At 37.2% G+C, this 14,688-nt stretch carries 6 protein-coding genes and 1 pseudogene; all 7 read right to left on the bottom strand.

The genetic code is table 11. The annotated features are described in order from the left end of the window. A partial coding sequence (locus HT722_RS08980; RefSeq protein ID WP_240146967.1) for a hypothetical protein occupies positions 1-8,437 on the bottom strand: 8,437 nt, incomplete at its 3' end. A 1,884-nt stretch (positions 8,438-10,321) separates the two neighbouring features. Continuing rightward, positions 10,322-10,711, bottom strand: coding sequence for a YtxH domain-containing protein (locus HT722_RS08975; RefSeq protein WP_173278705.1), 390 nt, complete (start codon positions 10,709-10,711; stop codon positions 10,322-10,324). Further along, a pseudogene (locus HT722_RS08970) lies at positions 10,684-11,110 on the bottom strand (DUF948 domain-containing protein). The gene HT722_RS08975 and the pseudogene HT722_RS08970 overlap by 28 nt, the downstream one beginning before the upstream one ends. Continuing rightward, complete coding sequence (gene lgt / locus HT722_RS08965; protein WP_173278703.1) at positions 11,111-11,899, bottom strand: prolipoprotein diacylglyceryl transferase; 789 nt, start codon at positions 11,897-11,899, stop codon at positions 11,111-11,113. Further along, positions 11,892-12,827 carry an HPr(Ser) kinase/phosphatase gene (gene hprK / locus HT722_RS08960; RefSeq protein WP_173228973.1) on the bottom strand — a complete coding sequence of 312 codons (936 nt, stop codon included), beginning with the start codon at positions 12,825-12,827 and terminating at the stop codon, positions 11,892-11,894. The genes lgt and hprK overlap by 8 nt, the downstream gene beginning before the upstream one ends. Positions 12,828-12,957: 130 nt before the next feature. Then, complete coding sequence (gene rpsU / locus HT722_RS08955) at positions 12,958-13,134, bottom strand: 30S ribosomal protein S21 (RefSeq protein WP_000048054.1); 177 nt, start codon at positions 13,132-13,134, stop codon at positions 12,958-12,960. Between the two features lie 516 nt (positions 13,135-13,650). Next, positions 13,651-14,688: DUF1542 domain-containing protein (locus tag HT722_RS10615; protein ID WP_240146965.1), on the bottom strand; the 1,038-nt coding region annotated here is incomplete at its 5' end.

Here is a 14,688-nt window from a genome sequence, read left to right as displayed (position 1 = left end):
GTCCTGTTGTTACCACAATCGGTGTGCCATTCTTACCTGGAATTTCTACCTTAGTGCCTGGTGGGTATGTTGACCCATCTGCTTTCTTAGGTGTTACCGTTACGTCTCCTGTATTTGGATCTTGATCTAATACTATTGCTGGTGTTAAACGAGCTGGTGTTTCAACAGTAACTTTTTCAGGAGTTTTATCTGTACCAGGCTCAGTGATTGTTCCTGGACCTGAGATTTTACCATCTGGTAAATCTTTATTCGGTACTTTTCCTTTACCATTTTGTCCAATTTCTACTCTAATTGGATTTCCATCTTTTCCTGGAATTTCCACTACTGTTCCTGGTGGATATGTTGTTCCATCTGGTTTCTTAGGTGTTACCGTTACATCTCCTGTTTTTGGATCTTGTTCTAATTCTACCGTTGATGGTTTACGCGCTGGTGTTGTTACATTCACAGATTTCGATGGTGCTTTATTTGGTTCTGTTACTGTTCCTGTTCCTGGTTTATCAGTTTTTGGAAGTTTATCATTTGGAACTGTTCCTGAACCGTTATTTCCAATCTCTACCTCAATTGTTGTATTATTATCACCTGGAATAACTACCTTAGTTCCTGGTGGATATGTTCCTCCTCCTGGTTTCGTTGGTGTTACAATTGCATCACCATTTTCTTTACGAGTAATTCCTATACTTGGAGTTTGAGTCGTAGGAACTTTTGGATCTGTTCCGTTTTTCTTCTCTTCCTCATCTGGAATTCCATCGTTATCATCATCTGCATCTTCTTTATCTGGAGTTCCATCTCCATCTGTATCTCTCAGAATCGTTACTGGAACTTCTACCTTAATTTCCTCAGTTTCTTTTCCAGTTTTTCCATCTTTTTCTTTTGTAATTTTAACAGGAATGTTAATTTGACGTTCTTCTTCATCTTTGTCCCAGTTATCTACTGTTGGAGTTCCTGTTAACTCACCATTTCCGTTAACTGATAATCCATTTACTGGTGGATTTTCTGTTGTAATTGTAGCACCTGGTTTATTTGTTGTTACAACTGTAACCGGTGGAACTTGAGCTTTTTCTCTCACAGGAGCTGGTGGTGTCACATTTCCTGTAAGTTCATCCGCTACTTTTGGATTTTTATCTTGATCATCTGGAATACCATCGTTGTCATCGTCTTGATCATCTTTATCTGGTGTTCCATCTCCATCTGTATCTCTTAATACATTGATTACAACATCTTTCTCAACTGGTGTATCACCATCATGTGTTACTGTTACTTTAATCGTTACAGTACGATGTTCTTCGATTTCTCCCCAGTCTTTAACATCTGGCGTTCCAGTAACTTTACCATCAGGAGTTACAGTTAGTCCATTCTTAGGAGTTGGAGTAATTGTGCTATTGTCTTTATTAGGTGTTACCACTTTATCACTTGTATATGCTTTGTTTTCAATCGCATCTACCGGTGTTCCTACTTCAACTGTTAATGGTTTTCCAGCAGTTTCTGTAGATGATTGACTTGTTAAGTCTGTTGTTTTACTTGTCACTTTCGCAGTAACTGGTGAACCATCTTTTACTTTATCTGCAGGAATAGTCACTTTACCAATTGCATCAACAGCAATTTTCGGATCAGAACTTGTCCAAATTCCATCTCCAGCTTTTGTTACTGTTACTGTTTGTGGCGTGTTATCTTCACCTGTATATGTGATCGTTGTAGTTCCTTCTCCAGTTAATATCGGTGTAATTTCTACAGTTCCATTTTCTTTTGGTGTCACTATTGGAGCTTGTGGTTTCACTTTAACAATTACATCAGTTGTTTCTGTTGAACCATCTTCATAAGTAATTGTCACTGGAATTGTATGTTTACTATCTGGAGTTACTTTCGGTAATTCAGAATTTCCCACTACACTTGTAATCTTAGCTGCTGTGAAATCTTTCGTTTCAGTTCCATCTACTACTCCAGTAACCCCTGTTTTTCCTGATAAATCAGAATTTGTTAATGGAGAATCTACTTCTTTAATAACATCAACAGTTGTTACTTTGTGAGGTGTTGTTGTATATGTCGCATCATCAGAATCTACAGCTGATCCACCTGTACCTTTTGTTGATTTGGCAGTCACACTAGTTCCTACTAACTCTTTAGGAATTTCTAATGAACCATTATGGAATACTAGGCCTTCTTTCGGTGTTTCAAGTTCCCATCCAGAATCTTTCTTCACTAGTGTTACAGTTCCATCTGTTAACGGAATTGTTACTTTATCCCCATCTGTTGGTGGCGTTACTTTCACATTTCCATTTTGCCATTGAGAAATACTTGGAGCTGCTGGTTTTTCTTCTTTTACAACTACATGTACAGTTACTTGGTTTCCTGCTTTTCCTTGGCTATCAACAGGTTGAAGCGTTACAGCGTATACTCCTGCTGTTGGATTTGCTGGAAGTCCAGTAACATTAACAGTACCTGTTCCGAATGGTTTATCCGTAGTACGATCATCTTCAGTATCAGATACCGTTACTAATTCTTTTAGTTTGTCTGCTGTTAATACTGTTCCTGCATCATAAACTTTAGGATTTTCTTGTGTTCCTACTGCTGCATCTTTCAACGTTACTACTGGAGCATCATTTGATACTGAAATTACTTTCCAATTTCCTGCTGGTGTTGCATTTTGTCCAGTTTCAGGTTTGTAATCTACTCGTAATCCTAATCCGCTAGTATAGTTATCTGTATTGTCTCCAGAAGCAACCTCTTCCTTAATAAGAAGTTTTTTATTATTATCTGATTCTTTTAGGGCAATGCTTACTTTGTTTTCAGCTTTATTCGCTTCATTAATACTATTTGTAATTCCTTGTACAAAGTTATTTGCATTTGTAACTCCAGCTGGTGCCGTAGAAGGATCTACTTGCCAATCCCCACCATTTTCATTACGAACAAGGACAATACTGTTTGGTGTATTATCTGAGTCAGTGCTGTTATGGAATCGTAACTCGATTCGTTTTGCATCATGCGGTACTGTTACATCAATATGCTTGTTACCAGCAATCGTAGCAGAAGGTGAGTAATCTCCCATTTTGACTGTTTTTTCGTCACTTCTATTAGAAACATTAGTATCTCCAACTTTGTTCACTACTGTAATCGCCGTTGGTTGCGTTGTTTCTCCATTTTTATTTTCGCTTTGACGAAGTTTCACCCCATCAGGTAATGTCGCTGTCCAAGTATCTCCATTAATGGTTACTTGTCCATCTTTGCTTGATAAAACTGTATTATCTTTATCATTTAAGCGTACTTCAACAACTCTATCATTATTATCTAATGTGAATCCGCCTAATGTACCACTGATTTTACGTGTTGTTGATGATACTGCATCCTGATTAAACGTTGGTTTTGGAGGTGCTACATGGAATGTAACCTCTTTTTCAATGCTAGCAGGTGTATAAACTTTAACTGCTTTACCGTCTATATTGGTTGTATAGTATCCTGCACCTCTTGGGAATTTCACTAATGCTTTGTAATCAGTTACTACACCTGGTTTGTTAAGCTCCGTAGTAGTAGTTACTTCACCAGTAGTCCCTTGTTCATTATTCTGGCTCCATTTGAAGTTCATTCCTGCTGGGTAATATTTATCATCCACATCTTGCTTTGTGCCATCTATTGCAGAAACTAACTTCACATAATTATGAGAGTCTTTACCGTTGTTTGCATTCGCTGCATCAACTAGTTTCGTTCCTAACTCAACTGTTTCTGGACTATTTCTCACTTCAACATCTACTACTTTATATTTATATTTATAAGTACCAGTGTTTCCTGTAGCGTCAGTAATCGTTACTTCCCCAACACGTTCTCCTAAATCAGCTGTTGATGTAGATGTGTTAGCTGCTTCTGTAATCTTAACGTTTGTTCCACTTGTCCAAGAACCAGTTTTCTCAATACTTGTTCCATTTGGAAGTCCTGTTACGTTAATCTTAGTAATGTTGTTTCTATCATCTCTTACATTGAAAGTAGGATTGAATGTTGCTCCTTTAAATACCACAAAGTTTGCAGTAGTGTTTTCATCTTTTGTTAACAACATACCATCCATTGTTGCGATTGGCTCATTCGCATCTACTTTCGTTACAGGAATTTCAATATCTTCTGTTGAGTGGTCAGGATATGTGATAGTTGCACCAACATAGTAAGTACCATTATCTTTCGGCTTAATCGCACCATCTTCTTTCATAGCAAGACTTAAACCAGTTGTATTATTACTGATCTTTACAGTTCCACGTGTAGATGTAAATGTCAGATTTGATTTCATTGAATCGAAATCTGATTGACTAATTTTCGCACCTGGTGCAGTAACATCTACATTAATTGGCTGAGTTGAAACTTGTGGATCATATTTAGTTGCTTGAGTTAGAACTTTAAATTTGATGCGAGTTTTATTTGTAACATCGTTAGTTTGATTATTCATCTCATTTGTTGCAGCATCTTTAGCTACAACATAACGTGTTACTTCATCATTATCTGTCCACTTTGTAGTCCCAGTTTTATAATCTCCTAAATTACCTGAAATTGTAACATCTCTTGGAGCATCTAATTCAACATTACTTTTACGAACAGCCTCATTATAAGATAAGCCTTCACCCAAACCTATATTGAATGTCTGACCTAATGCTATTCTAACTTCAGTCAATTTATTAGAATCGTCGGTTACCCTACCAATCGTTAGATTTGTATCTTCTGTTGGCGTTACATAAACAACTTGATCTCCGTTGGTTTCTACTTTTGTTTCTACATTATTCGGAGTAAATTCAAATTTCGGTGGTTCTTTATCCCCAGCTTTAGAATTTGCTGTTGTTGTATCACTATCTACGCTATCTGTTGTCACAGATTTAGCTGTTATTTCAGTTGCGTCCTTAATAGCACGGTCCTTGATTGTAACAACACCAGTCTCAGGGTCAATCGTTACACCGTCTGCAGGTGCTCCACTTGTCAATGACCATCTATTTCCAGTTTTAGTTGCTGTAACTGTAATCGTCGTTTGACCATTTGGATGTTTATAAGTAAAGTTTAATCTATTAACATTTTCTTCACTTACCGGTGTTACTGTTACATCACCTTTTTCCAAAGGAGTAATTGTTGGTGCTGTTGGTTTAACATGGAATGTTTGGTCTCTTTCGATGGTAGCAGGTGTGTAGACCTTAACTTGGTTTCCATCAATTGTTGTTGTATAGTAACCAGCCCCAGATTTAAACTTCACTTCTGGTTTATATTCAGAAACGATTCCTGGTCTGCTCAATCTAGTTTCATTAGCAACCTCTTCAGTTCCCTTCTTCCATTTGAACGACATACCAGCTGGATAGTATTTATCATCACCATCATTATTTGTGCCATCTACTACTTTCACATAATTATGAGAATCTTCTAATTGAGTATTTAATGGGACTGTTTTTGGTGTTTCTCTAATTGCAACATCTACAACTTTATATTTGAATTTATAAGTTTTTTCATTGTTTAGCGCGTCTTTTACAACTACACTTGCTTCATGATCTCCTGGCGTAGCATTATTTGTTGCAGTAATAGTATCGCCTGTTACTTGAACATCTGCTCCATTTTTAGACCAGTTTCCTGTTGCTGAGAAATCATTTCCACTTGGTAAGCCTGATACACTTACACTTTTCACATTATTTTTATCGTCACTAACTCTTAATGTTGGGTTAAATGTAGAACCTTTAAATACTATAAATGAATAATCTGTAACTGTTTCTGATAATTCTTTACCATTTAATGTTACTCTTGGTGCTGTTGTATCTGACTTACTTACAGGAATCTCAATATTTTCTGTCGTGTGGTCTGGATATTCAATTCTTGCACTTACATAGTATGAACCATTCGTAGCGTTCTTCTTAATTGCACCATTATCATTCATCGTGATATTTAAACCAGCAGTTCTATTATTAGGACTATTGCTAATTTTCACTTCACCACGTTGTGATGAGAACGTAATATTAGATTTAATAGCATCAAACTCTGCTTGAGTGACTTTCGCATCGCTTGCTGTAACATCCTTATTAATTGCTTGAGTTGTAATTTGTGGATCATATTTCGTTGCTTGTGTTAAGATTTTGAATTTAATACGAGTCGGATTTATACCGTCTGATGTATCTCTTAACTCGTTTGTAGAAGCATCTTTTGCAATTACATAACGCGTATATTCATCAGTGTCAGTCCATGGTGTTGTACCTGTTTTATATCCATGTACTTTTCCTGTAACATTAATATTTCTTGGTGCATCTACTTCAGTATTATCCTTACGAATTAATTCATCATAAGATAGTCCTTGGAAACCTAAACCACTATTTAAGTTACCATTTTTTTCCATTATTCTAGTTTCTAATAACTTCCCTGAATTATCCGTCACTCTACCAATTGTTAGATTTGTTTCTTCTGTAGGTGTTACATAGACAACTTGTTCATTATTTTCAACTTTTGTTTCTACGCCATTAGGAGTAAATTCAAATTTAGGTGGTTCTTTATCCCCTGCTTTAGAATCCTTGGTTGTTGGCTCACTCTCTACACGGTCAGTTGTTACAGATTTAGCAGTTACTTCAGTTGCATCCTTAATCGCACGGTCTTTGATTGTAACAACACCCGTATCAGGATTAATCGTTACGCCATCATTAGGAGCACCACTTGTTATTGCCCATTTATTTCCAGTTTTAGTAGCTGTAACTGTAATATTAGAATCATTTGGATGTTTATAAGTAAAGTTTAGTGTATTAACATTTTCTTCGCTTACCGGTGTTACTGTTACATCACCATTGTTTTCTGGAGTTACTGTTGGTGCTGTTGGTTTAATTTGAACCTCAATGTTTTTCGTTAAATACGCTCTATTTGTAATTTCAGAAACATTATCACCTGTAACTCCAGTACGAGGAACTGTTTGAACTCCATTCGTTCCTGCATAATTTTCAGGGAAATAAGCTGCTGCTTTTACAATATGTTTACCTGGCGTATTAAAAGTAACATTATTCTTAACAGTTTTGTCTGGTTGAATAAATCTAAATTTCATTCCATTTGGGAAGAAACTGTCATTGTGAGTTGTTCCATCAGTAGTTCTTAAATAAGTATTGGCATCATTTAGTGAAGTACCTTTATTTCCTTTAACAACCAAAGTACCATCTTGTCTTACTTCACCTTTACCATCTTCAAACTCTAAATCAACGACTTCCGTTCTAAACTTCACAGTTGCATTATTGCCTCTATCAACATTGTTTCCTTGATCATCGGACACTTTGAAAGTAACCGTTTGTTTTCCTAACCTTGCATCAGCAGCGACTTTCCCCCTAATATTTGTTGTTTGCGGGTGTGCCTCTGTGGCTCCTGTTATTGAAAGCGTTCTTCCATTATTAAAAGTAACACCCTTAGGTAATCCACTTTCATATTTCAAGTTTACTTTACCTTTAGGATCATTATCATACATTTTTAATGGTACATTTAAAGTTGCTCCTCTATAAATACGAGTTACCGGAGAACTTGACTCATTATTAGATAATACAACTTCTTTGTTTCCATCTGTTGGATTTGTCATCTTAACAGTTGGAGCTTGGTTATCTGGAGCATCAGTCGGTATTACAGGATTACTTCTATCAGATTTCACTGTTCCATTATTATTTACAGTTGTTTCAGCCGTAATTGGATTTCCTGTCAATGGCCCCTCAACTGTAATCCTTGCAGTAGTTCCATTTGTTTTTCCTGTTCCGATAACTTTGCCATCACTATATAGAGTAACTGTAGATCCTGTTTTAACTCCTGTACCAACATTTACCGTGATTGTTTGATTTGGTAATCCTTTTTTATGAACGACATCATTAGCTGTAATAGTCGGTTTAATAGGCTTAACCGTAAATTTCACCGCTCCATCTGCATCATTTGATGTTGATCCATCTTGGTATCGAGCAGTTGCTATATAGGTGAAAATTCCTGCTGTATCTGTACTTGGTCGATTATTATTTTTCCAACCCCAATCCATTCCTGATGGAAATTCTCCACCATTTTTAGGAGTAATATATTTAGCTGTTACTGGATTATCTGAGTTTGGAAGGGGATCACCTACTGTTTTGTTATGCGTGCTACCTTTGATAGGATATCGTTTTGCTTGTTTTTCTCTTAAGGTTGGTTGTACTGGTTGGTCTGGATAATCTGTATATGTTGGTTCTTTTGGATCCTGCCCGGAAATAAATGTATACGATTGGTTAGTAGTGTCTCCAAATGTTCCGGCGACTGCTAATGTATATGCATCTCTTACTTGTTCATCTGTTATTCCAGCTTTCAACTTAGCTTTTACCTGCATATGTACAGCAGCTGTTGTATTGTCTGTTTTAACCCCAAAACCATATGAGAATTTATTGAATTTGTTTTCCGTCCTTGTTACTGCATGGATTAAAAGTGGATCATTACTATTTGCTCTAAACGTCTCCCTCATATCTAGATCATAACTTTCACTATGTCTAATATCCAAAGTATTGAAATACGTTAATTTTCCAAAACCAGAACCATAATCCTTAGAATTCTTTAAGAAATCAACATTATAAGAAGTCGTTTTAGTAAATCTTCCCGGATTTTGAGAAAGAGTTCCAGAGTTACCAGTTCTCGTATAAGTTTCAAATTTTAAATCTTTTAAAGTATTGTCTTTATAAGTACCATCACTATTTAAATCTAAAATTTGAGGTGGTAAAATTAAGCGATAGATTTGATATCTACTTAGGTTTACCATTTTGGTACCATCATTATTGAAGAAAACATCATAAACTACATAACGTTCTCCATTGATTATTGTTGTTTTAGCGAACAAATCTACTTTATTTTCTGTATATTCTCTCAGTCCATTTCTTACAACTCCATTACCATCACTTGCACGGTGACGTTGATAAATCAATAAGTTGTCACTTGAATCCCATGTTGAAGAAATTGAAGCTGCTCTTACATTTGTCCCCTTCTCAATCTTATATCCATTACGTGGATCATTCTTACCTGAAGTTAGACGCAAAGTCACTATTTTGACAGAATTAAACGTTCTTTTAACACGATTATTCAAATCCTCAAGTTCATTAGATGTTACCCTAGTATTTGTCAATAATCCTTGAGCAAGTGAGAGAACTTCATTTGCTTTTCCAAATACTTCTTTAGTTGATTCATGTTCAGGGAGCTCAAGAACTGCTGCTTGTAATTGTTCAGCAGACAATTTTAGCGATTCTTTCTTATCTGAAATAGTTTTATCAGCTTCACTTAGTTCAGAAGTGGTGTTATTATCTTTGATTTCAGTATTATTCTCAGCTGCGTTTTCTTGAACCTTGCTTGATTCTTTAGCAGCATTTGATAAAGCAGTTAAATCACTTTCTAAAAGGGAAAGTAGTTCATCTACATCCTTCTGCGCTGCAGTATCACTATCTAGTAGGGCTTGCCCTTTTTGAACTCTGTCCTTAATCGGAGAAAGAACTGAGTTGTCAAGATCTGATTTCGATGAAAGAGTAGTATTTAACTCTTCAACTACTTTTCTTAATTTCGCTTTATCAACTACTTTGACAACGTTTTCAATATCAGTTACCATTTCCTTTTCTGAAGGATTCTGTGCAACTTCTACTTTGTTTTCAGTAGGTTCCGTAACGCCCACAGGTGGCTCGACCTTATTTTCAGGGTTCACTACACCTGCAGTAGAGTGTGAAGTGTTTTCAACTAGACTATCCGCACTCGCAACGCGCGCACCCAAAAACATCAGTGCTGCAACAGCGACCGACGCCGCACCGAAACTATACTTACGAATAGAGAAGCGCAGTACCTTTTCACCTTGCTGTCGATTTACTTTATATGAATTCGATTTGTGTTCCATTTCTCCTCCTAAGGAAAATATAATAAAAAAGCAATCTTTATAACTTCAACTCCTTAAAAAGAGTTAAGATACAAAAATCACTATGATGATTGCTATAGGCAAATAACATCACAGCTATCACAGCTATCACAGCTATCACAGCTATCACAGCTATCACAGCTATCACAGCTATCACAGCTATCACAGCTATCACAGCTATCACAGCTCAATTATACTATTTTCTACATACTTAATCAAATATTTGGCCTTATATTCTTTAAAATTCGAAAAATATTGTATATTTAAGTATAATATTGTAAATATATTGATATTTTTTTAAAAACAACTCTATTCACAAAAAAGTAGATTATACTTATCTATTTTCAAAAATCATTAAATTTCTTTTTATTTAAGGTTTTATCCCCATAAAAAAACCTATAAGCTCTATAGAGGTATAATCCACTAGAGAGTTTATAGGACCTAGAATAGTTACTATTTCTTTTATTCTTCTGTTATGTCAATCACAATCTCTTCTGATTCATCAAGAGTTTCGGCCTTTTCTTGCCATTGCTCCTTGAGATTATTGAATCGATCTTTTGATGCTTCAGTCGCTTGACGAGCATAGGATTTAGCTTGAGCAAGTACGCTGTCCACAGTGATTTCACCTGACTCAACCTGTTCTTTTGTTTTCAGAACAAAATCTGTAGCCTGCTCCTTAACTTCTGTCAGTTTTTCACGGACCTGCTCTTTGGCATATTCAGGATCTTCTCTCAAATCATCCAGAAAATCTTGAGCCTGACTGCAAACTTGTTTGCCCTTATCACTTGTTAAAAACAAGGCAAGAGCTGCACCTGAAACGGTTCCTAAAAGGATTGAGGATAGTTTACCCATAAGAATTCTCCTTTTTTATTTTTTAAAAAATTTACTTGCAAGACGCAGAGCTGACAAACTTGCCCCAGTCTTGAGTGTTTTTGAACCAGCTGATGAAGCTTTCTTGCTCAAGACACGCGCATGGTCATTGAGGTCTGAAACAGATAGAGACAAATCTGCAACAGCACTAAAGAGTGGATCAATCGTTGCCATCTTGACATTGATATCATCTGCCAAGACATTAACCTTAGCCAGCAACTCATTGGTATGATGCAAGGTCACATCCACATCTGAAGTCAAGGTTTTAATCGTCTTTTCTGTTTCATCAATAACACGTCCAAGCTTTTGTACAGTAATGATTAGATAGACCAAAAAGACAATCAAAGCAAGGGCAACAAAAATATATGCAACTTCTAACATTTAGTTTTCCTCCTCTGTAACATAGTAAGGGGCCTTCTTTCGATTTTGATATAGAATGATAAAAATACCGAGACCGATAAGGACAACCGACAGCCATTGCGACACTCGAAGTCCAAAGAACATGAGACTATCTGTCCGCATACCTTCGATGACCATACGACCGAAGCCATACCAAATCAAGTAAAAGGCCGTGATATGGCCTCGTCTGAGACTCTTCCATTTTCGTCTGAATATCAAAATCAAGGCAAAGCCAAGCAGATTCCATAGAGACTCATAAAGGAAAGTCGGCTGACGGTAGCTCCCCTCTATATACATCTGGTCACGGATAAAGCCAGGTAGATAATCCAGATTATCCACTGCTGCACCATAGGCTTCTTGGTTAAAGAAATTGCCCCAGCGACCCAAACTTTGAGCAATCATGACACTTGGTGCCGCAATATCTAGAAAATCCCAAGTATTGATAAGTTTACGATCAGCAAAGATATAGAGTACGATAGCCCCAGTTATCAAACCACCGTAAATGGCCAAACCACCATTCCAAATGGCAAAAATTTCTCCTACATTCTGACTATAGTAATCCAAACGGAAAATGACATAGTAGAGACGAGCTCCTAAAATAGCCAAGGGAAAGGCTATCAAGATAAAATCTAAAATATCGTCTGGTATGATCTTCTTTCTAGGCGCTTCTTTCATGGTCAAATAAACCGCAAGAATCAAGCCTGTCACAATACATAAGGCATACCAACGAATGGCTAGAGGTCCTAGTTGAATAGCAATTGGATCAAGCATTTTGCACCTCATTTCGAGCGATGAGATTTGTCAAGCGTTCTTCGAACAAACGGGTCGCATCAAAGCCCATTTCCTTGGCACGATAATTCATGGCAGCTGCCTCAATCACGACAGAAATATTACGACCTGTTTTAACTGGAATACGGATACGAGGAATGGCTACGCCAGAAATTTCAAGTTCCTCTGCATTATTTCCCAGACGATCAAAGGTCTTATGCGTATCGTAATTTTCCAAATAGACAGCAAGCTGAACCTGTGAAGAATCCTTGACAGCACTGGCACCGTAGAGACTCATAACATCGATAATCCCAACCCCACGAATTTCAATCAAGTGTTTCAAAATTTCAGCTGGTTCACCCCAAAGAGTAATCTCGTCCTTGGCAAAGATATCGACCCGGTCATCAGCTACCAAACGGTGACCACGTTTGACAAGCTCCAGACCTGTCTCACTCTTACCGATTCCACTATCTCCCTGAATCAAGACACCCATCCCATAGATATCCATCAAGACACCGTGCACACTAGTCCGTTCTGCCAAACGAGAATCCAGATAGCTAGATAACTCTCCAGACAAACGACTAGTAGCCGTACGGCTGGTTAAAATAGCAATCTTACATTCTCTAGCAGCCTTTAACATCTCCTCTGGAACCACCAAACCACGGGCAACAATGACCGCAGGTGTCTCAGGTAGAAACATTTTTTTCAAAACTTCATAACGGCTGTTGGAAGGCATGCTGATCAGATAAGACCACTCCTTCATCCCCAAGAGCTGGATCCGCTCTGGCGTGTAGTAGTCAAAATAACCTGTCATTTCAAGACCGGGTCGCGTAATATCCGCTATATTGATTTCCTTTTCAAGCAATTCTGGTTCGCCATAGACAATGTCTAGTCTAAGCTTTTCAATCACTTCTTTTACTAAAACCGACATCATTTGCTCCTTCAATCAAGTTCTTTTTACTATTATATCAAATTGTAGGAGGATATTTCAGATTTTTGCAGGCTTTGGAGTATTTATTTAAAAGAAAAAGGACTAGATTTCTCTAGCCTTTCATTTCAAATTAGAATTTTTTACGTTTACGAGCTGCTTCTGATTTACGTTTACGTTTTACAGAAGGTTTTTCATAGAATTCACGTTTGCGTGTTTCTTGAAGAGTACCAGCTTTAGTAACCGCACGTTTGAAACGACGAAGTGCGTCGTCAAGAGATTCATTCTTACGTACTACTGTTTTAGACATTTTTTTCACTCCCTTCAAGTTCAATATCTATTTTATTCTACACGTAAAAGGAATAATTGTCAAGCAAAAATGCGGTTTAATTTTGATTTTTTCTTCCATTTATACAAGAGTTGACAGGCTTAGCGCCTGTTTATATTGATGAAACAGGATTCAGTACTTATTTTTATCGAGAATATGGTCACTCATTAAAGGTATAGATCATATGTCTAAAAGAAGATATCAGAGGATTTCTTTGGTTGTAGCGCCTTCCTACTAGGAGAATTCTTATGAGAGGTACTTGTTTAAGCTTTGAAAATCGGACTTATACTCTTCGAAAATCTCTTCAAACCACGTCAGCTTCGCCTTGCCGTAGGTATATGTTACTGACTTCGTCAGTTCTATCTGTAACCTCAAAACAGTGTTTTNNCTATCCACAACCTCAAAATACTGTTTTGAGCAGCCTGTGGCTAGCTTCCTAGTTTGCTATTTGATTTTCATTGAGTATTATCATCTGATGTTTATCAAACAATCTACCAATTAAGCTTCTTCGTCTTCTTTACGACGACGGCCTGCAAGACCAAGACCAAGTAATGCACTTGCGGCAGCTGCTACCATAGCTACAGTAGAATCTGCTGTACCTGTATTTGGCAATTCTTTAGCTGCTTTACGCGCGTTTGTTGCTGCTTCTTGGCTAGCATTAGCTGCTGCTTGAGTAGTAGCTGGAGCTGATGTTTGAGCAGCTTGGTCCTTAGCTGGAGTTGCATGATCAGTTGCTGGAGCAACTTTCGCCATGAAGTCTTCGATACGTTTAACCATTGCATCCACTTCTGCTTGAGTTGCGTCTGCATTAGCAAATACTTTCTTAGCGTCTGCCAATAAGTCAGTCGCTTCTTTTGCAGTTTCTGCATCAAGCTTAGCTGATTCTTTAATGATCAATTCATCTAATTGATGGATAGCACCTTCTAACTTCGCTTTATCCACTTTTGCGTCAGTGTTAGTTGATCCGTTATTTCTGCCATAATCTGGAAGAGAAGTTTCTGGTTTAGACTCCCCACTTTGTGGAGCAACAACTCTAACCGGTACTTTTACAGTTATTTCTTTTCCATCTGCTAATCTTAAAGTTACTTTAGCAAACTTGTCCCCTAATGTATTTGTATCCGGTAAATCTATGCTAATGACCGTAACATTCTCTGGTAAGTTTAGTTTAGCAATGACATCAGCTTGACGAATTGCTTTTCCACGTTCAACTGTTACTACTCCAGTAATAGATGATTGAATGAATGCTCCAAGGTCAAAAGATGGTCGTTCATAAACTAATGAATCTTGATCCAACTGATATAAGAAGGTACGTAAAGCTTTATCTAGTTCAGCTTCAGTTGTCGCTTTATCAATGGCATCTTTTGCTTCTTTTGCTTCTTTAGCTACTTTGACTTTTTCTTCTGCCTTTTGTTCTGGCGTTAAGCTTGTACTAGCTTCAATAGCAACCGTCGCTGTTTTAGCGGCATCAGCAATTTCTTTTTTAGCAGCTTCTCTGTCAAGATCCTTCAACAATTCTGCAGCTTTATCTAATTCTGC

The sequence above is a fragment of the Streptococcus sp. 53 genome (assembly GCF_013276565.1).
Lineage (GTDB): Bacteria > Bacillota > Bacilli > Lactobacillales > Streptococcaceae > Streptococcus.
This window is presented reverse-complemented; position numbering and strand designations above follow the sequence as displayed.